This is a genomic window from Psychrobacter sp. KH172YL61, from assembly GCF_007182895.1.
GTDB classification, from domain to species: Bacteria; Pseudomonadota; Gammaproteobacteria; order Pseudomonadales; family Moraxellaceae; genus Psychrobacter; species Psychrobacter pacificensis.
This window is the reverse complement of sequence record NZ_AP019516.1, coordinates 2,803,032-2,829,141: the sequence shown is the minus strand read 5'-3', so window position 1 is coordinate 2,829,141 and position 26,110 is coordinate 2,803,032. Positions and strand designations below refer to the sequence as shown.

General features: G+C 45.6%; 20 protein-coding genes and 7 pseudogenes. 18 read left to right on the top strand and 9 right to left on the bottom strand.

Going from position 1 to position 26,110, the window contains the following annotated elements:
• The first annotated feature begins 486 nt into the window (after nucleotides 1–486).
• The 8 genes and pseudogenes from PKHYL_RS15035 to PKHYL_RS15000 all read left to right on the top strand — a co-directional run bounded on the left by PKHYL_RS15035 (nucleotide 487) and on the right by PKHYL_RS15000 (nucleotide 7,279).
• Nucleotides 487–1,509: an urease accessory protein UreD gene (locus tag PKHYL_RS15035; RefSeq protein ID WP_240365509.1), complete on the top strand. Its 1,023-nt coding sequence runs from the start codon at nucleotides 487–489 to the stop codon at nucleotides 1,507–1,509.
• A gap of 79 nt (nucleotides 1,510–1,588) precedes the next feature.
• Nucleotides 1,589–1,891 (top strand): urease subunit gamma, encoded by a 303-nt coding sequence (gene ureA, locus PKHYL_RS15030; protein WP_057761815.1) that lies wholly within the window; start codon nucleotides 1,589–1,591, stop codon nucleotides 1,889–1,891.
• Nucleotides 1,892–1,935: 44 nt separating this feature from the next.
• Nucleotides 1,936–4,111, top strand: a pseudogene (ureC, locus tag PKHYL_RS15025) (urease subunit alpha).
• A gap of 219 nt (nucleotides 4,112–4,330) precedes the next feature.
• Nucleotides 4,331–4,921 (top strand): annotated as a pseudogene (gene ureE, locus PKHYL_RS15020) (urease accessory protein UreE).
• A gap of 71 nt (nucleotides 4,922–4,992) precedes the next feature.
• On the top strand, nucleotides 4,993–5,706 hold the full coding sequence (locus tag PKHYL_RS15015) for an urease accessory protein UreF (protein ID WP_240365507.1): 714 nt from the start codon (nucleotides 4,993–4,995) through the stop codon (nucleotides 5,704–5,706).
• Nucleotides 5,707–5,784: 78 nt separating this feature from the next.
• Entirely contained in the window at nucleotides 5,785–6,474 is a 690-nt protein-coding gene (gene ureG, locus PKHYL_RS15010; RefSeq protein WP_083328925.1) for an urease accessory protein UreG, read from the top strand.
• A gap of 51 nt (nucleotides 6,475–6,525) precedes the next feature.
• Nucleotides 6,526–7,086, top strand: coding sequence for a HupE/UreJ family protein (locus PKHYL_RS15005; protein ID WP_240365506.1), 561 nt, complete (start codon nucleotides 6,526–6,528; stop codon nucleotides 7,084–7,086).
• The gene (locus tag PKHYL_RS15000; RefSeq protein WP_240365505.1) at nucleotides 7,052–7,279 is read left to right on the top strand and encodes a HupE/UreJ family protein; all 228 of its coding nucleotides are present in this window, start codon (nucleotides 7,052–7,054) and stop codon (nucleotides 7,277–7,279) included. The genes PKHYL_RS15005 and PKHYL_RS15000 overlap by 35 nt, the downstream gene beginning before the upstream one ends.
• 202 nt (nucleotides 7,280–7,481) lie before the next feature.
• Here the strand turns inward: PKHYL_RS15000 and tig are convergent.
• A pseudogene (gene tig, locus PKHYL_RS14995) lies at nucleotides 7,482–8,823 on the bottom strand (trigger factor).
• Nucleotides 8,824–9,261: 438 nt separating this feature from the next.
• Nucleotides 9,262–9,915 (bottom strand): RdgB/HAM1 family non-canonical purine NTP pyrophosphatase, encoded by a 654-nt coding sequence (rdgB, locus tag PKHYL_RS14990; RefSeq protein ID WP_071002886.1) that lies wholly within the window; start codon nucleotides 9,913–9,915, stop codon nucleotides 9,262–9,264.
• 527 nt (nucleotides 9,916–10,442) lie between these two features.
• Here rdgB and PKHYL_RS14985 point away from each other — a divergent pair.
• Nucleotides 10,443–11,073: pseudogene (locus PKHYL_RS14985) on the top strand (superoxide dismutase).
• Nucleotides 11,074–11,170: 97 nt separating this feature from the next.
• Here the strand turns inward: PKHYL_RS14985 and PKHYL_RS14980 are convergent.
• The 3 genes from PKHYL_RS14980 to PKHYL_RS14970 all read right to left on the bottom strand — a co-directional run bounded on the left by PKHYL_RS14980 (nucleotide 11,171) and on the right by PKHYL_RS14970 (nucleotide 13,766).
• Nucleotides 11,171–11,752, bottom strand: coding sequence for a hypothetical protein (locus PKHYL_RS14980; protein WP_240365504.1), 582 nt, complete (start codon nucleotides 11,750–11,752; stop codon nucleotides 11,171–11,173).
• Nucleotides 11,753–11,887: 135 nt separating this feature from the next.
• Complete coding sequence (locus tag PKHYL_RS14975) at nucleotides 11,888–12,634, bottom strand: DUF72 domain-containing protein (protein ID WP_240365503.1); 747 nt, start codon at nucleotides 12,632–12,634, stop codon at nucleotides 11,888–11,890.
• 70 nt (nucleotides 12,635–12,704) lie between these two features.
• Nucleotides 12,705–13,766, bottom strand: a complete 1,062-nt coding sequence (locus tag PKHYL_RS14970; RefSeq protein ID WP_093070404.1) for a polyprenyl synthetase family protein — start codon at nucleotides 13,764–13,766, stop codon at nucleotides 12,705–12,707.
• 806 nt (nucleotides 13,767–14,572) lie between these two features.
• Between PKHYL_RS14970 and fadB the strand changes: the two are divergent.
• The 4 genes and pseudogenes from fadB (at nucleotide 14,573) to PKHYL_RS14950 (ending at nucleotide 19,754) form a co-directional block, all read left to right on the top strand.
• Nucleotides 14,573–16,728 (top strand): annotated as a pseudogene (gene fadB / locus PKHYL_RS14965) (fatty acid oxidation complex subunit alpha FadB).
• 233 nt (nucleotides 16,729–16,961) lie between these two features.
• Entirely contained in the window at nucleotides 16,962–18,134 is a 1,173-nt protein-coding gene (gene fadA / locus PKHYL_RS14960; protein WP_071002892.1) for an acetyl-CoA C-acyltransferase FadA, read from the top strand.
• A gap of 284 nt (nucleotides 18,135–18,418) precedes the next feature.
• Entirely contained in the window at nucleotides 18,419–18,994 is a 576-nt protein-coding gene (locus tag PKHYL_RS14955; RefSeq protein WP_058025121.1) for an isochorismatase family protein, read from the top strand.
• A 130-nt stretch (nucleotides 18,995–19,124) separates the two neighbouring features.
• The gene (locus PKHYL_RS14950) at nucleotides 19,125–19,754 is read left to right on the top strand and encodes an HD domain-containing protein (RefSeq protein WP_071002893.1); all 630 of its coding nucleotides are present in this window, start codon (nucleotides 19,125–19,127) and stop codon (nucleotides 19,752–19,754) included.
• 92 nt (nucleotides 19,755–19,846) lie between these two features.
• Here PKHYL_RS14950 and asd read toward each other — a convergent pair whose 3' ends face one another.
• Nucleotides 19,847–20,680 carry an archaetidylserine decarboxylase gene (asd, locus tag PKHYL_RS14945; RefSeq protein ID WP_071002894.1) on the bottom strand — a complete coding sequence of 278 codons (834 nt, stop codon included), beginning with the start codon at nucleotides 20,678–20,680 and terminating at the stop codon, nucleotides 19,847–19,849.
• A 129-nt stretch (nucleotides 20,681–20,809) separates the two neighbouring features.
• Here asd and dtd point away from each other — a divergent pair.
• The 3 genes and pseudogenes from dtd (at nucleotide 20,810) to phoR (ending at nucleotide 23,288) form a co-directional block, all read left to right on the top strand.
• Nucleotides 20,810–21,263, top strand: a pseudogene (gene dtd, locus PKHYL_RS14940) (D-aminoacyl-tRNA deacylase).
• Between the two features lie 112 nt (nucleotides 21,264–21,375).
• Nucleotides 21,376–22,080 (top strand): phosphate regulon transcriptional regulator PhoB, encoded by a 705-nt coding sequence (gene phoB / locus PKHYL_RS14935; protein ID WP_058025125.1) that lies wholly within the window; start codon nucleotides 21,376–21,378, stop codon nucleotides 22,078–22,080.
• Between the two features lie 92 nt (nucleotides 22,081–22,172).
• Nucleotides 22,173–23,288 (top strand): phosphate regulon sensor histidine kinase PhoR, encoded by a 1,116-nt coding sequence (gene phoR / locus PKHYL_RS14930; protein WP_093070394.1) that lies wholly within the window; start codon nucleotides 22,173–22,175, stop codon nucleotides 23,286–23,288.
• Between the two features lie 67 nt (nucleotides 23,289–23,355).
• Here phoR and PKHYL_RS14925 read toward each other — a convergent pair.
• Nucleotides 23,356–23,946 (bottom strand): annotated as a pseudogene (locus PKHYL_RS14925) (M23 family metallopeptidase).
• 196 nt (nucleotides 23,947–24,142) lie between these two features.
• Here PKHYL_RS14925 and PKHYL_RS14920 point away from each other — a divergent pair.
• Together PKHYL_RS14920 and PKHYL_RS14915 are read left to right on the top strand one after the other, a co-directional pair.
• Nucleotides 24,143–24,355, top strand: coding sequence for a hypothetical protein (locus tag PKHYL_RS14920; protein WP_240365502.1), 213 nt, complete (start codon nucleotides 24,143–24,145; stop codon nucleotides 24,353–24,355).
• Entirely contained in the window at nucleotides 24,339–24,872 is a 534-nt protein-coding gene (locus tag PKHYL_RS14915) for a putative quorum-sensing-regulated virulence factor (protein ID WP_240365501.1), read from the top strand. Before PKHYL_RS14920 ends, PKHYL_RS14915 begins: the two co-directional genes overlap by 17 nt.
• A gap of 85 nt (nucleotides 24,873–24,957) precedes the next feature.
• Here the strand turns inward: PKHYL_RS14915 and PKHYL_RS14910 are convergent, their stop codons facing one another.
• Both PKHYL_RS14910 and PKHYL_RS14905 read right to left on the bottom strand, forming a co-directional pair.
• On the bottom strand, nucleotides 24,958–25,404 hold the full coding sequence (locus PKHYL_RS14910; RefSeq protein ID WP_240365500.1) for a hypothetical protein: 447 nt from the start codon (nucleotides 25,402–25,404) through the stop codon (nucleotides 24,958–24,960).
• Complete coding sequence (locus PKHYL_RS14905) at nucleotides 25,388–25,924, bottom strand: alpha/beta fold hydrolase (protein WP_240365499.1); 537 nt, start codon at nucleotides 25,922–25,924, stop codon at nucleotides 25,388–25,390. Before PKHYL_RS14905 ends, PKHYL_RS14910 begins: the two co-directional genes overlap by 17 nt.
• Nucleotides 25,925–26,110 lie beyond the last annotated feature (186 nt).

The following is a 26,110-nucleotide window of genomic DNA, read 5'->3' as shown; positions in this document are numbered from 1 at the left end:
CTCACCATACTTTTAACATAGAATACCTGATTAACTGCCTTGCAATCTACCTATCTTACTATTCAATTGTGCAAATGTGGGTTGTCAAAAGAATCCTTAAGCGCATTTACTCATAGTTATTCTTATAAGTAGAAAGTGCGGCCTGACATAGTGCGTTAATAGTCCAAGTTTGAATGCTAAAAAATGGTGCATATTAACGAAAAACGCCACAATTTGGTGCAAACCGTTATTTATCTAATGGTTATCAGCGTTAAAAGGCTGTTAAAAAAATAGCTAAACCAGCTTTGTCATGTTAGTAAGAAAAAATATACAGTCAAAACCAAAGTAAAATCATTATGTTGGGTGTGATGGTGGACTGTATGTAAGAGTATTTGCATATGAGTTGGCATAATGCTTGTATGGACAGTGAAATTAACTGACTTTTTGGTCAGGAACCAGATTACTAGATTGTATTTAATGAGTAAAATGAGCAAATGAGTATATAAAATGAGTTGGGCTTCTTCTTTAACATTGAGTTTTGACACTGTTAAGCGCAAAGATACTGTCAAAAGTATGGCTGCTACCGCTAAGACGCGGCTATCTCATCGTAAGCACACGGGCGCGCTTATGATACAGCGTGCCCTATATCCTGAGCCACGTGTGCAACAAGGCATTTGCCATATATTGATGTTATATCCGCCAGCAGGTATCGCAGGCGGTGATACGCCGACGATAGAGTTGCATTTAGACAATGGCAGCCATGCTGTTATCACCACACCAGGGGCGGGCAAGTGGTATGGTAATGACGGTGTCAGCCAAAAACATAAAGCTCGGTCGGACGACAACGACACGCACCAAAGTATGAGCCAAGACAAGATAGCTGCCTATGCAAGCCAACATCTGCAAGCCAAACTCGCCGCACATGTTCGCTTAGAATGGCTACCACAAGAGAGTATTATTTATAACGAAGCCAATATGCATGCAGTGAGCCGTTTTGATTTAGCTGACTCATCTAGCTTGCTGACTTGGGAGATTAGCGTATTTGGGCGGCAAGCATATGATGAGCAGTTCCTGCAAGGGCGTTATCATACTGGATTAAATATCTACCGAGAAGGTAAGGTTATCGTTGCTGATCGGGTCAAACAGGCGGCCCAAAGTCGCTGGTTTACATCGAGTCTAGGACTAGCAGATCAGCATATTTATGGGTCATTTTGGGCAGTGCCAAGTTTGAGCGATGTACATGACAACGCTGCACTGCCTGCCTCTGCCGCACAATCAGACGAGACAGCCTTAGCAACGATGAAGCAGGCCCTAGCTCGCTATTTAGACAATACCATCGTTGCATTACGCCATATGATTGCTGAGGCTAGATTACCGGTTTATTGTACTCATAACGGTCAAGCCATTAATATTCGGTATATCGGTTCAGATGTGCGCGGCTGTTTTGAAGCTTTTTATCAAATCAGAGAAGGCTTGCGACATCATTGGTGGCAGCTTGAGCCTTGCCGTCCGCGTATTTGGGACACCTAAGTCTACGGTTTTTCATAGCTAAGCCACACGACCTGATAATCTGCTATAACTTTTATAATAAATAAAATAAGGATTTGCCATGCATCTGACGCCAACAGAAAAAGACAAGCTCATGCTATTTACCGCTGGCATGGTGGCTGAGCGCCGCAAAAACCGCGGCGTTAAGCTCAATTACCCCGAAGCCATCGCTTATATCAGTATGCTGCTGATGGAAGGGGCTAGAGATGGCAAAAGAGTGGCTGAATTAATGAGTGAAGGGGCTACTTACCTGTCTGCCGATGATGTCATGGAAGGGGTGGCAGAGATGGTCGATGAAGTGCAAATCGAGGCGACCTTCCCTGATGGTACCAAATTGGTCACGGTACACAATCCCATCGTATAGTTCTGTCTATCACTAAATGATCACTCCAACATAAGGCGGCTCCCATGCAAGCAGGCGAATATAACATCCAAGATGGTGACATTATCCTAAACCAAGGAAGACAAGTACAGACCATCAGTGTGAGTAATACTGGCGATAGACCGATCCAAATCGGCTCGCATTATCACTTTTATGAAGTCAATGATGCGCTGAGCTTTAATAGAGAGCAGACCCGTGGGTATCGCCTAAATATCATCTCTGGCACGGCAGTTCGTTTTGAGCCGGGGCAGTCGCGAGAGGTAGAATTGGTGGCTTATGCTGGCAAGCAGGAAGTATATGGCTTTGCAGGTCGTGTCATGGGCGCGGTTCAACCAGATAAGACCGATGAAAAGCAACTGGCTACTTCGCAAAAGCGGGTAAGTCGGCAGATTTATGCAGAGCATTTTGGTCCGACTACCGGCGATAAAGTGCGTCTCGCTGATACTGAGCTTTGGCTACAGGTTGAGGCGGATTTGACCAGCCATAAAGATACTGCTATTGACCAAGCGAATACGTCACAAAGTGATGAAGGTACTAGCCATACTACCGAGATTAAGGGTGAAGAAGTCAAATTTGGCGGCGGCAAAGTCATCCGTGATGGTATGGGTCAAGGGCAACTGCTGGGCGCGGAAGTTGCAGATACCGTGATTACCAATGCACTGGTTGTAGATTATACGGGTATCTACAAAGCCGATATCGGTATCAAAAATGGCCGTATCAGCGCGATTGGTAAAGCGGGTAATCCTGATATCCAGCCTGCCATCGATATTCCGATTGGCGGCGAGACCGAAATCATCGCTGGTGAAGGCAAAATCCTCACCGCAGGCGGCGTCGATAGTCATATTCACTTTATCGCGCCTCAGCAGTGTGAGACGGCGCTGATGTCGGGGGTGACCACGATGCTAGGCGGTGGCACAGGCCCTGCCCAAGGTACGCTCGCGACTACTTGTACGCCGGGGGCATATCATATTGCCTCAATGCTACAATCTACCGATAGTATCCCCTATGAATATTGGGCTATTGGGTAAAGGCAATGTGAGTGTGCCCACTCCAATTGCTGAGCAAATCGAAGCGGGTGCCGTCGGACTCAAGCTACATGAAGATTGGGGTACGACGCCGCAAGCTATTGATAATTGTCTGAGCGTTGCTGACGACTATGATGTGCAAGTTGCGATTCATACTGACACGTTAAATGAAAGTGGCTATCTTGAGAGTACGCTTGGCGCATTTAAAAACCGCTGTATTCATACTTTTCATACCGAAGGCGCAGGCGGTGGCCATGCGCCTGATATTCTAAAGGCCATTGGCAAGTCGCATGTGCTTCCATCTTCCACCAATCCTACTAGGCCTTATACCGTCAATACCATTGATGAGCATCTCGATATGCTCATGGTTTGTCATCATTTAAGCCCTGCTATCGCAGAGGACGTAGCATTTGCCGAAAGCCGTATTCGTCAAGAAACCATCGCGGCTGAAGACATCTTGCACGATTTGGGTGCTATCTCGATGATGAGTAGTGACTCACAAGCGATGGGGCGCGTGGGTGAAGTGGTCATTCGCACATGGCAGACGGCGCACAAAATGAAAGTTCAGCGTGGTCATCTGGCTCCAGATGCGACAGCACAAACAGAGCATCAAGCGCAGCATATTACTCTGACCGACTACGATCAAAGCGCGGACAATGATAACTTTCGCATCAAACGCTATATTGCAAAATATACGATAAATCCTGCGATTACGCATGGTATTAGCGATATGGTCGGCTCCATTGAAGTGGGTAAATGGGCGGATATGGTGCTGTGGTCGCCCAAGTTTTTTGGGGTAAAACCTGAATGCATCATCAAAGGTGGCCTGATCGCTGCGGTACCGATGGGCGATATTAACGCCTCTATTCCCACCCCTCAGCCTGTGCATTATCGTCCTATGTTTGCGTCGTATCCCAAATCGGTTGCTCAAACCAGTATCACCTTTATGTCGCAAGCCGCGATAGACAAACAAGTCGATAAACAGCTTGGACTGACAAAAGTGATTCAGCCTGTCCATGGGATACGTGAGATTCGCAAAAGCGATATGCGCCTCAACAGCTACTGCCCAGATATGGACATCAATCCTGAGACCTACGAAGTACGTGCCGATGGTAAGACACTTACCTGTGAGCCTGCTGAGGTACTGCCCATGGCACAGCGTTATTTCTTATTCTGATTTTTATTTTAAGATTTAAAGACACACGGCTAAAGGCTGTCTTAAAAAGCGTGTCACAGGCTTATAGAGAGCTGGTTTTGGGTGATCTTCTCATTGATTGCTGACTGCCATTTTGGGCACTTTTATTATCAATACTATTATTCAATCGTTTGAGCCACAGTAAACAGAGCATTATATTTATGAAAATATTTAATACCCGTCTTCCCTACCTTAAGTGATATCCAACAAGCGCAATTGACTGCCCAGCGCCAAGCGGATGACTATCTGCTTTTGGACTTTGATACTCGTCAGCATTCTCGCTTTAGGGCCATTACTGTTTCAGGGAGGCGGTCGGTATCGATTTGCCGCGTACTGGTGTCTTAAAAGGAGATGACGTCCTCACCAATGCCGCAGGGGGAGTTGATGCAAGTCATCGCCAAGCCCCAAGCGGTGACCAAAGTGACGGCAGCCGATGATTTTTTATTAATGAAAGGCGCGTATCATTTGGGCAATCGCCATGTGCCGTTAATGTTTGAGCACAGTGCAGCAGGATACGCGCTGTATTTTGAAAACGATCATGTACTGGCACAAATGCTAGAAAATCTTGGGCTGCATACTGAGTCTGCATCAGTGCCGTTTGAGCCTGAAACAGGCGCTTATCAGACAGGACACGGGCATTCGCATAGCCATTCTCACGCTCATACGCATTCGCATAATGACGCGCATAGCCATGATGACCATGACAACAACCACAACCACAATCACAGTCATAACCATGATGACAGCCACAGCCATCATAATGCGTCTATAGGTCATTCAAATGAGGGTTGATGGCAGTACTCAGCCTACTCAGTCTGTCCAACTTGGACAGATGTTGATGCTGGCATCGAGCAATTTGCCGATTGGTAGCTATACCTACCTCGCAAGGTGTAGAGTCAGCGATTGAGTCAGGGGTTGTCTTTGATGAAACCAGTACGCTTACCTTTATGCAGGACTATCTAGCGCTGGCTGTTATTGGCTACGAGCTACCTATATTGGCACTGATCATGTGTGCGCTTGATCAAGGTCATGAAGCGCTAGCGGCAAATCTGGCACATGATTATCATGCAGGCCTTGAGAGTAAAGAGTTTATACTAGAGTCGCAGCAGTTGGCACAAGCGATGGTATCTTGGCTCAACGAGGTACTGAATCTTGGTATACCTGCTGAGATACCTGATGATGGTTATTTACCACTTTTTGCTCACATTGCCCAGCATTGGCAGCTGCCACTCATGCAGTCGATGACCACCTATGGATTTGCTCAATTGGAAAATATGGTGCTCGCTGCTGTCAAGACTGTACCACTCGGGCAAATGGCAGGTCAGCGTATCTTGTGGCAGCTGCAAAGTGATCTTGGCTCTGAAGTTGAAGCGCTGAGCGATAGCATACAGCAAGCCTTTGAGAATGTAATTAGGTCATCAAAAGCGATCGACACGCTCAATATGAGTGAACATCAGGGTTATCAAAAGCTGTGCGAAGACCTCTATGACAGGCTCAATATTTCTAATAGCTTGCCCAATTTGGCGATTCTCTCAAGTATGCATGAGGAGCAATACAGCCGGTTGTTCCGCTCATAACTGTACCTTTATCTCTCATAACTGTACCTTTATCTCTATTTATCACTATTCCTATATGAAACATTTAAGGAGCTTACCATGTCTCTAACCCCGATCAAAACAAAAAGCATCCAATCTACACCTGACTCACATATTGATAATGACCAGTCAAATCCGCCTGCTTCTTTATCCTGCTTACGCCTCGGCATCGGCGGGCCAGTCGGCAGTGGTAAGACCGCTTTGACCCTAAAATTGTGTCAAAACTTGCGTGATACGATCAATATGGCAGTTGTCACCAATGATATTTATACCAAAGAAGATTCGCAGTTTTTGACACGCAATAATGCGATGCCAGCTGAACGTATTCGCGGCGTAGAGACGGGCGGCTGTCCGCATACCGCGATTCGTGAAGATGCCTCTATCAACCTGACGACCATTGCCGAGTTGCAAGAAACCTTTGAGGGCCTAGAATTGATTATCATTGAATCGGGTGGTGACAATCTTGCCGCGACCTTTAGCCCAGAGCTGTCTGATCTGACCTTATATGTCATTGACGTCTCAGCGGGTGACAAAATACCTCGTAAAGGGGGCCCTGGTATCACCAAGTCGGATTTATTAATCATCAATAAAACCGATCTTGCCCCAATGGTTGGCGCATCGCTTGAGGTGATGGAGCGCGATGCCAAAAAAATGCGTGGCGATAAGCCTTTTGTCTTTAGCAATATGAAAACCGGTGATGGTCTGGATGAAATTATTGCCTTTATCAAAGAGCACGGTATGCTCGCTTAACTAATAGCCCCTCATCAATCATTAAAATATTCATCATAAGGAGTCAACCCCATGACAGAACATACAAAAGAGCATCACAGTCATAAAGCCCGTTTTTCACAGGCTTTATCTTCTCGAAAAATAGCAGCGGCTTCAATGACGCTTGCAACCTTTACGATGGTACCGTCGTTGGCGCAGGCACATTCGGGTCATCTTCACTCGGCTACTATGCAAGCGCCCTCGTTTTTGGGCACATTGCAAGCGGGACTGATGCATCCAGTGACGGGTCTTGATCATCTGTTTTTGGCGGTAGGGATGGGTATGTTGTTTTATGGACTACAAAAGCAGCGCCTAGGTATGATGTCATTGGCAGCTGGATTATCACTAGGGGCCGTTTTGGGCACTATTGGGGTGTTGGTTGGCGGTGTTGGGTTTGCGGCATCATCTGGATGGATTGAGATTGCCATATCGCTATCAGTGGTCGTATTGGCTCTGATTTTGATGAGTGATAAGAGTCGACAAGAAGCTTTTTTCAGCGCGTACGCAGCCAGCGCATACGCCAAGCATCCAGCAACTATCGTTGTTTGGTTTTGGTGGTTTGGCAGTCTTTCACGGATTGGCACATGCCCTTGAAGTACCAGCGAATGCTGGCGTAAGTGGTCAGTTGGGTTTTTATGCAGGGATGCTAGTGACGATGCTGGCGCTATATGCAGTTGGTACGTTGGTCAGCCAGCAGCTACAGCAGCGCCTAGGCAATAACTTATGGTTACAGCGTGGTCTGGTCGTACTTGGACTGGGTGCGGTGTTTGTACCTGCTCTAGTATAGGGTGTATTATTGCAAGACTTTGAGCGTAGTCTTAGCTGATGCGTCTTGCGTAACGACCATGCTAGCGATTGGTTAATCAAAAAAGCCATTGAGCGTGCACAAAAATACGGCCCCGATCGATGATCGGGGCCGTATTTTTGATATGTAGAACAAGCGTGCTGTATGGTGTTATGGTTTAACACCATACAGCGCTCAGTCTAGATTACATACCTTGCTGCTGTTGTTGCTGAGCCGCTAGCAAATCTTGGTAGCTGACTTCTTTGTCAGTCACTTTGCCTTGGCTGATCAAGTAATCTACTACTTGGTCTTCTAGTACCACAGACTCAATGTTAGCGCGTTGCTGCTTGTCATTGGTGTAGTACTCGATTACTTCCGCTGGATCTTCGTAGTTTTCAGCCGCTTCTTTGATGAAGGTTTCAACACGCTCTTGATCCACTTCTAGACCTTCGGTGTCGATAACACGGGCAACGATGATACCAAGACGGGCTGCACGTAGCGCTTGCTCTTCAAACAGCTCATTTGGCAGCATGTCTTTATCGAAGCTATCAGCGCTCGCACCAAACTGCTGAGAAAAACGTTGCATCATCATGTTGCGCTGACGCTCGATTTCTTGCTCTAGCATGGCGCTTGGTACGTCAAACTCGTTCTTTTCTAGCAATGCATCAAAAGTCGCTTGCTTCACTTGGCTACGCGCGGCGTTCTTGATTTCGCGTTCCATGTTTTTGCGTACGTCTTCTTTTAGTTTATCTACGCCGCCCTCAGTCACGCCAAATAGCTCAAGGAAAGCATCATCGATCTCAGGTAACTTAGGTTTTTCAACCAATTTTACGTTGATTTTGAACTGAGCTTCTTTACCAGCTAGGTTCTCAGCTTGATAATCTTCTGGGAAAGTCACATCGATAATTTTTTCTTCGCCAGCTTTCATGCCTTTGATACCGTCTTCAAAGCCTGGAATCATCTGGCCGCTACCGATGACTAGTTTGAAGTCTTCAGCGCTACCGCCTTCAAACTTCTCGCCGTCGATTGAACCTTCAAAGTCGAAAGTGACCTGAGTATCTTTAGTCGCTTTACCTTTTTCTCAACGTACTCTTGACGCTGCTTTTGCAGGTTTTCGATCATGGTGTCGACGTCTTCGTCGCTGACGGTTGCCGTGTGACGCTCAACTTCGATTTCATCGATACCTTGTACGTCGATTTCTGGGAAGATTTCAACGGTGGCTTGATACACCAAGAAATCGTCTTCAAGTTTGACGTCGTCGATGTTTGGCATGCCAACCGCGCGGATGTCTTCAGATTTGATCGCTTCAAAGACCGTATCACGGATCACATCGTTGATCACTTCTTGCTGGATGCCTGCACCGTACTGTGAGCGGATGTGCGACATTGGCACTTTGCCTTTACGGAAACCGTCGATTTTGGCGGTTTTCGCCACTTAACTGATGCGGCCTTCTACTTTGTTTTGAATTTTTCAACGGGTACTTTAACCGTGAGCTGAGTCTCTTTATTAGATAGCTTGTTGGTTGTGACTTGCAAATCTGTAGCCATGTTCATTACACCTTTAGGATTAAGTAGTACGTTTGATTAATGAGATAGTACTTGGGTTAAATGGTAATAGACAAACCGTGCCTCAAATTACGGGCGTGTACGACGGTTGTCGCTGGAATAAATAGGGGATAATGATAAGCCCGCCACTTCAAAATCAGCACCAGTAGCAATCGCCGCTGATACCAAAGGGTGACACTGTCGAAGTTGTCAGGGTTACCAAATATCAGTTATAAACCGTTAATGCACCGCATAATAACGCTTTTTGGTGAATTATACAGGCAAATAACGGCCTTCAACAAAATTTTAAAAGTAGAACAGTATAATCTATCTGCTTATTAAAGTAAAAATTATCTCTTTGACGGCAGGGTTTCTAAGGTTTTTTGCGATGACAAGCGCACTTATTTTACAAGAGAACCTATAAAGTTTTTATAAGAGAACCTATAAAGGCAGTTGTGCCAATAATTGCTGAATAGCCTGCCCCCGATGACTGAGACGATTTTTATCAGCCGCGCTTAGGCTTGCCGCACTGGCTTGTAGATTAGGTAACCAAAACAATGGATCATAGCCAAAACCGCCGTCGCCATGCGGTGCGTCTAAGATCTCACCGTGCCATAAGCCTTGAGCGATAATCGGTAATGGGTCATCTGCATGACGCACCATCGCTAATACGCAAACGAACATACCCTCAATCGGTGTGTCAGGCTGGGCGTTGCGTAGCGGCTGCAAGTCAGCAATGAGCTTGGCGTTGTTTTTGTCATCGTTACCGTGCTCGCCAGCATAGCGCGCCGAGTAGATGCCGGGGGCATTACCGAGTACAGGCACGCACAGTCCTGAGTCATCAGCAATCGCAGGCAAGCCGCTCAGACGGCTGGCATGACGGGCTTTGATAATGGCGTTTTCGACAAAGCTGAGCCCATCTTCTATCGCATCGTCGATATTGAGCTGACCTTGCGGGACAATCGTCACGTCCAAGTTCGCTTCGGCAAATAGCCGTTTAAACTCAGCCAGTTTGCCTTTGTTATTGCTGGCCAGCACCCACTGGTTATTAGAGGTTGATTGGGGAGCAAGTTGTACGGTATCGGTAGTGCTCATAGGGTCGTTCCGTTATATAAAAAATATGAATGAATTAGCCGAGCTTTAACTTTTGGCATTTTTATAGATGCTATAAGATCGACCTCGATAACGATGTTAGTACTGATGGCATAGGGTTTGACGAGGTAAAAGGTCATCGTTGAATAAATAACCAGTGACGATGCAGAATATACGAGCTATAACATTTGGTAACTGATATTATTAGGGGCTGTTGTTATAATAGTGACCAAGCTACAGTGAAATATATCTTATAGCTTGTGAATATTAAGTTAATATAAGTCTATAGAGTCAAACACTTGGCTTTTGGACGAACAATAACAGCTAGGTTAATTTTGGATTCATAATAATACGTGATACAGTGTTAAGCAATCACGTGTATTAAGCGATAACATTCACTTCAAACAATCAACTCAGCCAATTTAGCTCGATACCAAGTGTTTCTATTCTTAAGGCGTATCTATTTTAGGTATGTCTGTATTTAGAGAGACAGTAGTATGAGTGGACAAATAAGCAAGGATAAAATAATTATGTCAAATATTACTTTACCAGATCTCCCATATGCAAAAGACGCGCTAGAGCCACATATCAGTGCCGAGACGCTAGAATATCATCATGACAAGCATCATGCTGCTTACGTAAACAAGTTAAATGAGCTACTACCAGGTTCTGGTTTAGAAGACAAAACCTTACCAGAAATCATCAAAGCGACTGCTAAAGATGACAGCAAGCAAGGTATGTTCAACCAAGCCGCTCAAGTATGGAACCACACGTTCTACTGGAACTGCATGACGCCAACCAACGGCGGCGGCGAACCTACTGGCGATCTAAAAGCAAAAATCGAAGAAGATTTTGGCAGCTATGACAAGTTCCGCGAAGAGTTCAAAAATGCGGCAACTTCACAGTTCGGTTCAGGCTGGGCATGGCTAGTCGCTGATAAAGTGGGTGGCAAACTGTCTATCGCCAAAACTGGCAACGCAGACACCCCACTAGCGCACGACCAAGTCGCTGTATTGACTTGTGATGTATGGGAACACGCATACTACATCGACTACCGTAACCGTCGTCCCTGACTACGTAGATACCTTCCTAGACAAGCTCGTAAACTGGGACTACGCAAACGCAAAATATAAAGGTCAAGACGCAGGCGTTGAAGAGTAATCTTAACGCTTAAGTTTCGATTAATAAAAAAGGACGCTGAGAGGCGTCCTTTTTTGGTTTTAATGGACAGTTTGGGAGCCGCTAATGAATATAGACCTTATTTAATTGTTGTGTCCTCTTCAATAGCAATCACATCAGCATCTGTTATAAACACTCTATCTGTTAGGCATGACGCATCACCTTTAGTAGCATAAACCACGTTATTTTTAGGTAAAGCGCCGCCGCCTGTGCCTACTTGTACATCCAATGGCACTTTAATATCTCCTAGCATAACAGCATTTTCCTCTATTAAAAAAGTGGCTTTGCCTTGAGGAAAGACAGGGGTTATAAAAGCATCTTGTCCAGTAAGCTCAAGCAATAGACAATTATTTTTAAGTACAAACTCGCCATAGATAATAGCCACCATCTGTGACTCAGATGGATAATGAGTAAAAAGATCAGTCGGTCTTTTACGAGCTTTTTTTTCTTCTATAACAACTTTGGCTGGCTCTACAATAACGTCTTTTTGTTCCATATTATTTTTATTTATATCTATACTTTTTGTTGTACTGACACAACCCAATTGAAAGCAAGATAATAAGACTAGGGTAAGTACAAAACGATGTTTCATAATTGATACCAGTTGATAATATTTAGTAGACGTAATTTGGTTTTTTAACCTAGCTTTGAAACTTTGCAAGATAAAATGCTGGGTTAAAAACCCAGCCTACAAATATAGTTAAGATTATTATTTAAACTTAATCCTACAAAACCTCAAACCCAAAATTACCCAACGCTTCTCGCAGCATCGCAATATTATAATAAGCATGCGCCTTCACCGTATTTTGAAAAAGATATAGAGCGTATCAAAATGCTGACGCTGATTGGTAATCGCTTGCGCCCAGTCGTTCATCTCAGCCTCAGAGTAGCGATAATCATGACGATCAGCCGCGCTCATCGCATCCCACCAGTTCAGATTATTGCCATGCATTCGCAGATAGCCCGTACGTTCGGTAAATATCAGGCGCGAGGGCGGCAGCCCGCTGACTTTAGGATAATCGACACTGCACCAAATCAGCCCCTGCTGTTTAAAGCTATCGATTACTTGCGGCGTGTGCCAGCCGTTATGACGAAACTCGATGGCAAGCGGATAGTCCTTAAACCAGCTGACAAGTTCTGCCAAGTACAGACGATGCTCGCGAGTACGGTCAAAGCCATGTGGGAACTGGAGCAGTAACGGCGCTAACGCATCCGCTTCAACAAGTGGCGACAAGGCGTTAAGAAAAGCCTGTGCGTGTGCGGCAGTGCCTTTACGTGCATGAGTAAAGTCTTGGTGTAGTTTAACGGCAAATTTTAACTGGCTATTAGCTTGTGTGTAAGCTTTATCAATCATCCCCGCAAGGCTTTTTTGCCCGATGGGCGCATAGAATGTGCTGTTTATTTCGACTGCACCGTATTGTTTGGCGTATTCACGTAAAAAGTCCGCTTTTTTGGTGCCTTGTGGGTACAGCGTGCCGAGCAAATCCGTGTCGCTATAGCCACCAGTGCCGAGGTAAATGCGCGGGGTAGGGTTACTGTCCATGTTGACCACTCACTGCCGTTTGAGGTGATAAAACTTTCTGAGCTGTTTTTATTCAGCGGCTATTCACTAGCTATTTCTTACGTGACCACAGCCATTCAATCAATGCCAGTAGCGCATCATTGTTTTTGACAGTGTTGTCTTGATTATTGCTAAGTTCACGGCTGATAGCCGCGCGCCCACCATCAAATAGCGATTGCGCATAGCTGGTCGCGTCATCGACGCCCATCAGTTTTACATAGGTAGATTTGTCCAATTTTTCATCGCTACCCGCAGGCTTACCAAGCGTATCTGTCGTCATCGTGACGTCCAATACATCGTCTTGAACTTGAAAGGCAAGACCGATATATTGGGCGCACTCTTGCAATGCCATACGCTGTGGAGCCGTTGCGCCAGCACAGACGCCGCCCATAAGCATGGCCGCTTCAATCAGTGCACCTGTCTTGTCACGATGGATGGCTTCTAAATCGTTTTGCACAATATCAGTACTGGCTTCGGCATTCAGATCCAGCATTTGCCCAGATACCATGCGTCTAGCGCGCGGGGCAAATATGGCCAATAGCTGACTTGCGATATTGGCATCGAATGGCGCAAAGGTTGGCATTTCCGCGGTCAATACTTCAAACGCGAGCGTCTGCAATACATCTCCTGCTAGCAGTGCCGTCGCTTCATCAAAGGCAATATGAGCAGTCGGTTGCCCACGTCGCAGCTCGTCATCATCCATACATGGCAAATCATCATGCACCAACGAATAGGTATGTAGTAGCTCTACGGCCAATGCAGCACGGCGCGACATATCATAGTCTGAGTCGTTTTCTAGCAATGAGTCCAGATCAGCATTGAGCATGTCGATGTCGTCATTGCGCTCGCCTGTACGTTCACTATTACCGCTATTAATACTGGCAAAAGCACTGGCAACCATCAATGGGCGCACCAATTTACCTTGTCCCGTCATGACATAACGACAGGCATCTACCAGTGGACTAGGCAGCTTGGCATAAGCAAACAAGACCTCAATATCTTGCGTCAGTTGCGCGCGCACAGCACTATGAAATTGCTCAGTGCTTTGAAAAGAGACAGCGTTAAAAGGGGCAAAGCCAGAAGAGGTAGCGCTAGAAGTAAGGGAAACCGTCATAATCCAACCATTTATCAGGGATACAATGAAAACTTATTAAGGACAAGGTAAAAACGGTATTAGTGTAGCATGATAGGCCATATTGCTCGTGTGAGACACGGTATCAATCGTTTGTTTTTTGCATTTTATAGCTCTGATTTATCCAAAAACGAGGCAGTACAATCGTAATCTTACAACAAGTCTTGGTTACGCATCGCTGATGTCACTTGCCGGTTGAATATGTTTTGATAAAAGCGCAAGCTAAGTAAATTATATTAATTGGGCTACACCAACGGTTTATCACCCTTGAGGTGGTAGACCGTAAAGACGAGCAAGACCGAATACATTCAAAATAGTAACTCAGTATACAAGTATTCACTAAAACACTTTGCGCATAAGGTAAATGCCTACAGGTGATTTAAGAGTGACTTGCGAGTATGGCATTAGCTTGTGACAGTTGGGGGCATAATCCCCTACACTAATTGACGTGAAAATGGTCTGATGTTGACCGTAATGGGTTTTTACTGAGCGTATTACTTCAGCAATTATCAGTGTTAGACCATGTCTCAGTCAGTATTTTAATAGCGGTATTTGCAACATATAAATGAAGCGCCGTGTGATGGGGTACAAGAGACGTCAAAATAAGTATCAAATCATGAGCGCTGGATAATAAAGACACCTTCACTGATGCGCCCTCTATGTGTTTGTCTTTATGACGATGTTTGTCTTGAAGGCGGCGCACAGTGCTATTACCCATTTTACTAACAGTAACTGGCTATTTATTTTAATTCAAAACGTAGCTTTCGTTATATAGAAAGGAGTTTCAAATGGTATACCAAGGAAATCGCATCACGGTGACAATGCTAGAAGATGGCATCGCCAACATGCACTACAACGCCGAAAATGAGAGCGTGAACAAATTTGATGCCGAAACCAACAAACAGTTTGGTGAAGCCGTTACTGCTTTAGAAAAAGCGGACGACGTCAAAGGTCTTATCGTCACTTCAGGCAAAGGCGTGTTTATCGCTGGTGCTGATATCACAGAGTTTGTGGCTTCTTTCAAAAAATCAGAAAGCGATATCAAAGATTGGGTCGTTCATATCAATGACGCTTTCAATCGTTTTGAAGATTTGCCATTCCCGAAAGTGGCGGCCATCAATGGCGCGGCAATGGGCGGCGGCTGTGAGATGACCTTGGTTTGTGAATACCGCGTCATGAGTGACAAAGCGATTATCGGTCTACCAGAAACTCAGCTAGGTATCTTCCCAGGCTTCGGTGGTACGGTTCGTAGTACGCGTATCATTGGTATCGATAACGCGCTTGAGCTTATCGCCACTGGCACACCAAAAAAACCACTTGATGCGCTAAAACTCGGCTTGGTTGATGCAACCGTACCAGCTGACGACTTGCAAGATGCAGCCATTGATTTGGTCAAAAATGTATCTCAGGTGAGCTTGATTGGCAAGCAAAACGTGAAGAAAAACTGGCTCCTGTTAAGCTAAACCAGCTTGAGCAAGCTATGGCATTTAATAGTGCCAAAGGTGCTATTTTGCTAAAGCCAATCCTAAGCAGTACCCAGCACCAGCTCTTGCTATTGAAGCGATTGAAAAGCACGTCAACCTACCACGTGACAAAGCGATTGAAGTTGAAGCTGCTGGCTTTGCCAAAGCGGCCAAAACCCCGCAAGCAGAGAGCTTGGTTGGTCTATTCTTAAACGATCAGCTAGTCAAAAACTGGCCAAAAAACACAGCAAGCTTGCACACGATATCAATGAGGCCGCTGTACTAGGCGCTGGTATCATGGGTGGCGGTATCGCGTATCAAGCGGCCAGCAAAGGCTTGCCAATTATCATGAAAGATATCAAGTCTGAGCAATTAGATCTTGGTATGGGCGAAGCCAGCAAACTGCTTGGTAAAATGGTTGAACGTAAGAAGATGACCCCAGCGAAAATGGGTGAAACCTTAAGCCGCATCCGTCCTACTTTGAACTATGGTGACTTTAGCGAGACTGATATCGTTATCGAAGCGGTCGTAGAAAATCCAAATGTGAAGCGTGCAGTTCTAAAAGAAGTAGAAGGGCTAGTAAAAGACGATTGCATCCTAGCGTCAAACACCTCGACTATCTCTATCACCTATCTTGCTGAGGCGCTTGATCGCCCAGAGAACTTCGTCGGTATGCATTTCTTTAACCCAGTACATCGCATGCCACTCGTTGAAGTGATTCGCGGTGAAAAATCTTCTGAAGAAGCCATCGCGACTACCGTAGCACTCGCCTCAAAAATGGGCAAAGTGCCAGTTGTGGTCAACGACTGCCCAGGTTTCTTGGTCAACCGCGTATTGTTCCCATACTTTGGCGCGTTTGATTTATTGCTCAAGCAAGGTGCTGACTTTACCCATGTTGATAAAGTCATGGAAAAATTCGGCTGGCCAATGGGCCCTGCATACCTAATCGACGTGGTCGGTCTAGATACAGGTGTACATGGCGCAGAAGTGATGGCAGATGGTTTCCCAGATCGCATGAAACCTGACTACAAAGGTGCCATCCAGCATCTATACGAAAACGAGCGTCTGGGTCAGAAAAACGGCGTAGGTTTCTATAAGTATGAAACTGACAAGCGCGGTAAGCCAAAGAAAGTCGCTGACGACGCCACTTATGAGCTACTTAAAACCACGACAGATAGCGACAAAAAGAGTTTGATGATCAAACCATCATCGACCGCACTATGCTGGCTTTCTGCAACGAAACGGTTCGCTGCCTAGAAGACAACATCGTGAGCACGCCTGCCGAGGCTGACATGGCAATGATTATGGGTGTCGGTTTCCCGCCATTCCGCGGTGGTCCTTGTCGTTATATCGACCAAATGGGTCTCGATAATTACTTGGCACTATGCGAAAAATACGCACACCTTGGCAAAGCCTATGAAGCGCCGCAAAAGATTCGCGACATGGCAGCCGCTGGCGAGACTTTTTACGCCACAGCGTAACGAGCATACCGTATTAGGATAAGTGGGGTGCGTTTGCTGACGTCGCTATCGGTGATAAAAAAATAGCAGACGCACCGTTTTGGTCGGTTTTATCAGGTCTGGCCTGCCGCGATAATATCCAGCGCGAAAACATCTAGATAGTTATCGTACTGATGTACGGATCGCGTGATAGATGGCTATAGAGCCCGATTAAATCGACAACACTGACAATAAAAATTGAAAAGGAAGATAGTATGACAACTTTAAGTCCAAAAGATGTGGTCATCGTAGATGGCGTGCGCTCAGCGATGGGCAGATCTAAAAATGGTATGTTCCGCCATGTACGTGCGGATACCATATCCGCTGAACTGGTACGCGCGCTAGTAGAACGTAACGACTTCGACACCAATGACATCGAAGATATTATCTGGGGCTGTGTCAACCAAACACTAGAGCAGGGCATGAACATCGGTCGTAACATTGGCCTATTGGCAGGTATTCCAAAGACTGCTGGTGGACAAACGGTTAACCGTCTGTGCGGCTCATCTATGCAGGCACTACATACCGCAGCTGCACAAATCATGACCAACCAAGGTGATGTGTTTATCATTGGCGGTGTTGAGCACATGGGTCACGTCGGCATGATGCATGGTATTGATCTAAACCCTGCCGCTTCTAAGCACTATGCAAAAGCCTCAAATATGATGGGGTTGACCGCTGAGATGCTAGGCCGTATGAATGGCATTACGCGTGAAGAGCAAGATGCGTTTGGTCTTGAATCGCATCGCCGTGCATGGGCTGCGACCACTGAAGGCCGTTTTGATAATGAAATCATCGGCATCGAAGGTCATGATGCAGATGGCCGCCTGCAGCTATGTACCGTCGATGAAGTGATTCGCCCAGATGCGACGATGGAGCAAATGCAAAAGCTACGTCCAGCGTTTGATCCAAAAGGCGGTACAGTGACTGCTGCGACGTCCTCTGCACTCTCTGACGGTGCGTCAGCGATGCTAGTCATGAGCGCGCAAAAAGCCAAAGATCTTGGTCTAAAGCCTCGCGCTCGTATTCGTAGCATGGCTGTCGCTGGTTGTGACGCAGCGATTATGGGTTATGGTCCTGTACCAGCCACCAACAAAGCCTTGAAGCGTGCTGGCATGAGCATCGATGACATGCAAACCATCGAGTTAAACGAAGCCTTTGCCGCACAAGGCCTATCAGTCTTAAAAGCGTTGAACTTGACGGACAAGCAAGATATCGTCAACATCAACGGTGGCGCGATTGCTCTAGGTCATCCACTAGGATGTTCAGGTGCTCGTATCACAGTGACATTGCTCAATGCAATGGAGCAGTCAGATACCGAGCTTGGCCTTGCAACCATGTGTATCGGTCTTGGTCAAGGTATCGCCACTATTATCGAGCGTGTTTAATTTTAAAATCGGCAACCAGTTTGTAACATTTGTTGATTAAAAATATTCTAATAATGACCCCTAGCCGTGATGGCTGGGGGTTTTTTGTGAATATAATGAGCGAGTTAATGCTTGGCGTAGTAAAGAGCACACAGGTACGTATGAAAATTATCTCCATTGACGCATTCAAGAAACTGTGACTAAATAAGGGTGAGCTGAGCTAAGATGTTATTGATGACAACTCTAATAATGACCATTCTAAAATAGCTTTTTATAATAAATATCAGTCGTACAAGGAGTGTACTATGTCTACCATGATTACTGATCGTACTTACCGAATTGCTCGTGAAAACACCCAAGCGATGATTATCGATGTACAAGAACGCCTCACGCCGTACATTTATGATCACGAAAATATCGTCAAAAAAACAGTGACCATAATCAAAGGACTGCAAGCGCTTGGTATTCCCATCATGCTCAACGAGCAGTATAAAAAAGGATTGGGCGATAGCTTGCCAGAGCTTCGTGATGTGCTAGAGGGCGACAATGCAAAGAGCTTTGAAAAAGTCACATTTAGTGCCTGCGATAACAATGACACATGGCATCATTTAGCGCAGCAAAACCGTAGTACCGTATTGCTTATCGGAGTTGAGGCACACGTCTGTGTGCTACAGACCGCGCTTGATTTGCTAGACAATGGTATGCAACCGGTCATTATTGGCGATGCCGTTGGCTCGCGTTTTCCATACGACAAAAAACAAGCCATTCGCCGTATTCGCCGTGCAGGTGGGATAATCTCGACAGTAGAAACCATTTTGTTTGAGTTGTGCCGTAGCAGTGAAGACCCTGCTTTCAAAACCATTCTGAATTTGATTAAGTAGATGGTTATATAATAGGGTGCTCAGTCATTTGACCCAATGACTTATAAGAGATAGCGCTTGATAACATCAGCGCTATTTTGTTGTTAGCCACACCGTAATGTGTAAAATTATCAAAAAATCAGAGAGAAATATGTCTTCAAACACACTGACGTCATTGACCGATCAAAAATCCGTTGCAACTATCGATATAGAGGACGTCACTCATTTCTTACTAGAGCTAGATGCGCTCAAACGCGTGAATCGCCGTAGTTACGTGACTGAGACTGATCGCAGAGAAAACTCTGCCGAACATTCTTGGCACTTAGCAATGGCATGCTGGTCGATCGCTGAGTTGTTTGAGCTGGATGTCAATCATGAACAATTGCTAAAGATGGCACTGGTACATGATTTGGGCGAGATTGATGCGGGCGATACGTTTTTGTACGCCGACTCGCGTCATGATGCACATGTTGAGGAGCGAGCGGGTATCGCCAGATTGCAAGGCGAACGCGGCAATGGGATTGGCAATTTGAGTGAGATTTGGGAGGCGCAAGAGACAGGCAGTAGTAAAGAGACTGCGCTACTTAAAGTGGTCGATCGCTTACTGCCATTTTTGCTCAACTTAAATACTGAAGGCAAAACGTGGCGTGAGCTTGGAGTGACACGTAGTCAAGTCGCAGGTGCACATGCGTTTATTCAAGACAGCTTTGCTCCTATTCATAAATGGCTATCACACAATATTGACTATGCGACCCAGCAAGGATGGTTGATCGACGCGTAAATCTATAAAAACGCTAGGTATAAAAAAAGCCCAGTTGAGCATTGTGATATACGCTTCACTGGGCTTTTATTTCTTATTATATTAGAAATAAATTACGGTTTCGTGACACCCAGTAATTGACCCATTTTTACAAAACTATTGGCTTTCATGGTCTCTTGCCAATCGGCTTTTGCTGCTTTTGGCAACACTACGATAGCCGTTGATCCTAAATAAAAACGACCAAGCTCATCACCTGCCGCAAACTGCATATCGTGATCCGCTTCTTGTATATCATCCGTGCGGGTAATTTTGCCAGTGGCGACGGTTTCGATACCAGCGACAATCATAGCGCCTACCATGACAACGGCCGCTTTGCCATACTTGGTATCAAACATGCAGACCAAACGCTCATTACGTGCAAACAAGTCCGGCACATTAGCTGCCGTGGTATTGTTGACCGAAAACAGCGTACCAGGGACATAGCGAGTCTTGGTCAGCGTACCGGCAAATGGCATATGAACACGGTGGTAATTGCTAGGAGCTAGATAGATTGTCGCAAAACTACCATCGGCAAAATAACGGCCATCTTCGCTATCAGCCAGCAATTGGCCAACGTCATAGTGACGCCCTTTGGCTTGTAGCATTTTATGATCTTTAATTTGCCCAAGCTGAGAGATGATACCGTCAGCAGGACTAACGATGCCGTTTGCGGTGGTATCGATGGTGCGAGCATCTTCTTTTAGTTCACGAGTAAAAAAGTCATTAAAACTCTCGTAAGCATTAAGGCTCTGGCGCTCATACTCATCTAGGCTGATATTATAAGCTTTGGCAAAACCACGGATAAAGGTGCGTTTGACATAAGGATGACGACTGGCGGCCAAACGTCCAGCGACTTTACTGAGCTTTTGCTGCGGTACCAGCTGTTGTAAGGTGGTAAATACATTCATAATAAGGCTACCAAAATAGGATGTGATGTCATTATTGCATAGGCAAGTTAATGGCCATATTTTATCATGGACAGCGTATTATTGTCTGACCATAAACTGTAAGCCATTTATAAATAAAGAAGGTCGTAAATGAAAGCACTGATACAACGAGTGAGCCGTGCTAGCGTCACTATCGATGAGCATTGTGTTGGCAAAATTGATCATGGGATATTGGCCTATATTGGGTTGGGTCATGATGATGATTTCGCCGCCGCCAAGCGAATGATTGACAAAATATTGACCTATCGCATTTTTTGAAAATGATGACGATCCTGCCAAATTTGGTAAACTGGATAAAAACGTCCAGCAAGTCGGCGGCGGATTGTTATTAGTGTCACAATTTACGCTGATGGCAAAAACGGATAAAGGTCGCCGCCCTGACTTTGATGGCGCGATGGCACCTGATGCGGCCCAAGTGCTGTTCGAGCAACTCATCGACTATGCCAAAACCCAGTATCCGAATGTAGCCACTGGTCAGTTTGGCGCTGATATGCAAGTTGAAAGCATCAATGATGGACCACTTAATTTTCTATTGGAGATCTGACATCAGAGTGTCATCAGGCTGTCATAATTAATCCGTTTAATAGATAGAGACTGGTGAGTATTTATCGCCTTTTTATATGCCAGATTTTGTCCGCTAACACCGAGAATGTCCTATGTATAATGAGAAAATTTTGATTGTTGAAGATGAACCTGCGATTCGTGAAATGGTTGTGATGACGCTAGAAATGGCTGGGTTTGATAGCCTACAAGCGGCTGACGTATCAGAAGCGCATCAGCAAGTGGTCGATCATAGACCGTCATTAATATTATTAGATTGGATGTTGCCCGGAGACAAGAGCGGTGTTGATTTTTGTCGTATGCTCAAAAGCGATGAGATGCTCTCTGAGATACCCGTCATTATGCTAACGGCCAAAAGCGAAGAAGACAGCAAGGTTCACGGCCTAGATGCAGGTGCAGATGATTACATGACCAAGCCTTTTTCGACGCGCGAGCTGATTTCCAGAATCAAAGCCGTCTTGCGCCGTAGTAGCGCGATGAGTAGCGACAAGCCTATCGAAATTGGTCAGCTGAGTCTCGATACCAAAAGCCAGCGCGTGACAGCCGCAGGAAAAGTCATCGAGGTCGGCCCGACAGAATATCGTCTACTGGCATTTTTTATGAGTCACCCAGAGCGCGCTTACACAAGAACGCAGCTGCTCGATCAGGTTTGGGGCGGTAACGTTTATATCGAAGATCGAACCATTGATGTACATATCAAGCGTCTACGTAAACTACTGCGTCCTTATGATTGTGATACATTGATACAAACGGTGCGCGGTACAGGCTATCGGTTCTCTAGTCTTATTGAGCCAAGCTAATCTTATATAAGTTGATTTTTGATAACTTGATCTTGTATGAACAATGCCACCATAACAATAAATAAAATAGCGGATAGTGGTAAGGATAAGAAATGAACAAGATAGCGCCAGCAAAAAAGAAAAAAGACCATAACTATAATAATGACCAGCAAGATGCGCCAGCACAAATCGCTAGCCAAAATGCGGCGGAGCAATTAGAGAAAATCAGAAGTGCGCTGCGAGCATTGCGAGATGCGGTCATCTTACTGAATGAAGATGATGGGTTAGAGTGGTGGAATCAGGCGGCGCAGGATCTCTTGTCACTGCAGCCAGCTGACAAAGGCCAAAGTGTGTTTGACTTTATCATTGTGCCCGAGTTTCGCCAGTACTATCAAAACACCACCCTGCCCAATGATGGTATTCATATAGAATCGTGGCGCGATCCCAGTCGTTATCTAAAGTGTGAGCTCACGCCTTTTGGTGACGAGAAGCTATTGTTTATTTATGATGTGACCCGCGTACAGCATTTAGAGCAAATGCGCCAAGACTTTGTGGCGAATGTCTCTCATGAGCTACGCACGCCGCTGACAGTAATGATGGGCTATTTGGAGAACTTCTCTCACCAACCAGACATGCCGCCACAGTGGCGTCGCGGTTTTGAGCTGATGACCCAGCAAACAGCCCGTATGAATCGAATCGTAAATGACTTATTACTGCTCTCCAAGATTGAAATCGAAGAGACGCATGAGTTTAATGATGTCGATATGACCAAACTCCTCACCAATATCTATGATGATGCACAGGCATATAACCAAGCGTACAAGCACACCATTCATTTGCACATAGATACCTATGACGGGTTATATGGGTCGGAGGTGTACTTGATCAGCGCCTTGTCCAACTTAGTCATTAATGCGATTAAATATACGCCAAAAGGCGGTAATATTACCATCAGTTGGACGCAGACATCGGATGGGTGCCGATTTGCCGTTGAGGACGATGGACTTGGTATCGCACCAGAGCATATTGCGCGTTTGACGGAGCGCTTTTATCGTATTGATAAAGGGCGTAGTCGTGCCACAGGCGGTACAGGATTAGGGCTGGCTATCGTGAAGCACGTTTTGCATCAGCACGAGGCGCAGTTGCAGATTGACTCAATAGAGGGAGAGGGGTCGACATTTAGTGTGGTATTTCCAGCCGCGTATGTGAGATCGGCTGCGACAAATTAGTACAGGCCTTGCCCATATTGTTTAGACTCGTCATGCGGATTTATTTAGCATGCCTAATTTAGTATACCTAGTCTTTTTGCAACAGCGGGTAAGGGTTGACGGCACTGCCATTGATATAAATACCGTAATGTACATGTGGCGGTGTCCCTTTGCGTTACCGCTGTCACCCACATAACCGATAATATCGCCTTGATTGACCCAATCATTGGGCGCAATATCGGCATAGTCTTCTAGATGCGCGTAATAATGACCAGCACCGCCAGGCCCCTACCACGACGACCACGCGCCCACCCAAGTTATTCTCACCAACCTTACTCACAATTCCCTGCGTGGTTGACTGTATCGGCGTGCCACGTTCTGCAAAGATATCGATGCCTTCATGTGAGCGCCCTTGACTGCGTGCCGCACCCCACGTATCGGTCAGACGCTTGTCTGGTAGCGGATTTGGCAAGCTGTTCTCTGTTGGCAGTTCTTGTTGTAATAGGCTCATCTGCTGCCATTTGGCGACCACAAACGATTGGGTCTGCTCGCTAATGCTGGGTAGCAGCTTATCAAAGACAAATAAAAACCCTAGCAATACAACCGCCTTAATCAGTACGCCGAGTACACGACTGACAAAAGAAGGCTTCGGTGGTTGGTTTTTTCCATCTGCTAGCATTGATGTCTCTTATCTGTTTTATATTATATGAGCTAATATTATAAAAGCCCTATCTGCTAAGGTATGTATCGCATTGTTATCTATGGCTTTTATCCCCATAAATACAGGTGTGGTTAAATACAAGCACAGCAAATATAACTTTATCTACTTAACGCTTCGGTTGAGCGATGATGGTGCTACGAATGGTTAATTTTTTATGAATGATGCTTTGAACACCGCTGACATGACAGATACGGCTACTATGGCTGAAACAGCGCTTGTCATCGATACTGAAACCGATCAAGGCCGTGATCCGAGACCCATTCAAGTGGCGACGATCAACGTGGCAACTGGATTTGAATGGATGAAGTACTTCAATAGCGGCCGCTCTATATCCCCCTGCCGTCATCAAGGTGCATGGTATTACTGATGCTGACGTGGCTGGTCTTGAGCGTTTTGAGTTGGATCAGTTTGAGCTGCCAGAGTATTTGATTGGTCATAATGTACGCTTTGATTGGCGAGTGATTGGCAGCCCTTCTGCTAAGCTGATTTGTACTGTGAGACTCGCGCGTGCTGCCTTTCCAGAGTGGCGCGCTTATGGTCAGTCTAAGTGTATCGAGCAATTATTGGGTAAGGGCGAGGCGAGCATGATGACGATTGCCGCTCATGATGCGCTAGGGGATGCGCGGATGTGTTATCTACTTTACCAAGCCTGCTGCGAGCGTTTAGAGATTGCACCGACCGATTTTGCAGCGGCACATGCTATCTCAAATAAAGCGACGCCTGTGAGCAAGATGCCATTTGGCAAACACAAAGGCAAGCCAATCAAAGAGGTGCCTATCAGCTATGTTAAATGGATGATAGGCAATATTCATAATATGCAGCCGTCACTGTATTCTGCCCTAAAGAAGCGGATAGAAGCAGAAAAAACAAACAATGCTAAGTAATAAAAGCGCATTTATCGACTTTGTGTATTGATACAAATAAATGATATCAGTCGCGACGGCCTCTTATACTGATGGATGAACAACGCTATTCACCTTTACTAAACCAATCTACTGCCATTTGCCACAGCTCAGGCGCTTTAGCATTGGTTTTACTGCTAAAGTAGCGCATGTGACCGATATGATTTAATCCGAAATCTTCAGGATTTAAAAACCGCTTTTCGACGGGCATGTTCGTAAATACGCGTATCATGTCATCCATGTTTTCGCTATTGGCAATATCATCATCACTAAAGCCAAGCCACAATGCTGGCATGCTGAGTGCATCGTAAAAATGGGTGTGTATACTTTTACCAAAAGCAGTCTTGATATAGCCTGCGCCATTACACCATTCACGCCATTGACGAGCCACGCCGCGCGGTAGTGGCTCGCCCATGCCGATTTTGTCTGATGGTGTGTACCCTAAGGTTAAGTTTGATAATGGGATAAAGGCGTCCATAAATCCCATGGCTTTGAGCTTATAAGGCATGCCCATGTTTTTGATACGGCCTGAAGAGCACGCGACATTGAATACGGACGTAATCTCCCTGATAATTTGGCATCAAACCGATAAGCTGCCCTCCTGCGCTATGACCGATAAGGTGATAAGACGCTTCAGGAAACTCATCTTGCAGCGCATCAAGTACGGCAGGCATATCGTGTCGCCCCCAACTTATGAGCGAAGCATCACACTTTGCCAGATTGGTCGAAAGCGACTCACCAATCCCTTCATTATCAAAAGTCAGTACGCCAAAGCCGCTCTCTGCTAAATAGATAGCAAAGCTATGATAAAAATGGCGTTTGATACCGGTGGCGGGCGCGATCATAATCGCTTTTGTCATTCCCTCTTTAGGGCGATAGACAGTGGCTGCCAATGCCTGATTGCGATCAGTCATGATGCTCAACGAGTACGTGTCGATATTGGTTGTGCCATCAGCAATATTAGGACTAATCAAAGGATTGTTAATAATACTTTCTGCATACTTTGCGGCAGAAACAGCGTTGTGATTATCCATCGTGATACCTTCATGTTTTTTATGAGTAGATAGTGATTATTAAACTGCGATGAGTCGTCAATTCCCATCTTTAAAATGTAGTTGTTGCGTAGTGATAAATCGTTGTGACTATGTGGTAGCATTGCTTATGTTAAGATAAATACTAGCGAGACAGGTACTCAAATATGACTTTCAAGTTTTGTATGA

Bases quoted from the DNA above. Each gene is read 5' to 3' on its own strand.
- PKHYL_RS15035 (WP_240365509.1), top strand. From the start codon at position 487: ATGAGTTGGGCTTCTTCTTTAACATTGAGTTTTGACACTGTTAAGCGC.
- ureA (WP_057761815.1), top strand. From the start codon at position 1,589: ATGCATCTGACGCCAACAGAAAAAGACAAGCTCATGCTATTTACCGCT.
- ureG (WP_083328925.1), top strand. From the start codon at position 5,785: ATGTCTCTAACCCCGATCAAAACAAAAAGCATCCAATCTACACCTGAC.
- PKHYL_RS15005 (WP_240365506.1), top strand. From the start codon at position 6,526: ATGACAGAACATACAAAAGAGCATCACAGTCATAAAGCCCGTTTTTCA.
- rdgB (WP_071002886.1), bottom strand. From the start codon at position 9,915: ATGAGCACTACCGATACCGTACAACTTGCTCCCCAATCAACCTCTAAT.
- PKHYL_RS14975 (WP_240365503.1), bottom strand. From the start codon at position 12,634: ATGGACAGTAACCCTACCCCGCGCATTTACCTCGGCACTGGTGGCTAT.
- PKHYL_RS14970 (WP_093070404.1), bottom strand. From the start codon at position 13,766: ATGACGGTTTCCCTTACTTCTAGCGCTACCTCTTCTGGCTTTGCCCCT.
- fadA (WP_071002892.1), top strand. From the start codon at position 16,962: ATGACAACTTTAAGTCCAAAAGATGTGGTCATCGTAGATGGCGTGCGC.
- PKHYL_RS14955 (WP_058025121.1), top strand. From the start codon at position 18,419: ATGTCTACCATGATTACTGATCGTACTTACCGAATTGCTCGTGAAAAC.
- PKHYL_RS14950 (WP_071002893.1), top strand. From the start codon at position 19,125: ATGTCTTCAAACACACTGACGTCATTGACCGATCAAAAATCCGTTGCA.
- asd (WP_071002894.1), bottom strand. From the start codon at position 20,680: ATGAATGTATTTACCACCTTACAACAGCTGGTACCGCAGCAAAAGCTC.
- phoB (WP_058025125.1), top strand. From the start codon at position 21,376: ATGTATAATGAGAAAATTTTGATTGTTGAAGATGAACCTGCGATTCGT.
- phoR (WP_093070394.1), top strand. From the start codon at position 22,173: ATGAACAAGATAGCGCCAGCAAAAAAGAAAAAAGACCATAACTATAAT.
- PKHYL_RS14920 (WP_240365502.1), top strand. From the start codon at position 24,143: ATGAATGATGCTTTGAACACCGCTGACATGACAGATACGGCTACTATG.
- PKHYL_RS14910 (WP_240365500.1), bottom strand. From the start codon at position 25,404: ATGGGCATGCCTTATAAGCTCAAAGCCATGGGATTTATGGACGCCTTT.
- PKHYL_RS14905 (WP_240365499.1), bottom strand. From the start codon at position 25,924: ATGGATAATCACAACGCTGTTTCTGCCGCAAAGTATGCAGAAAGTATT.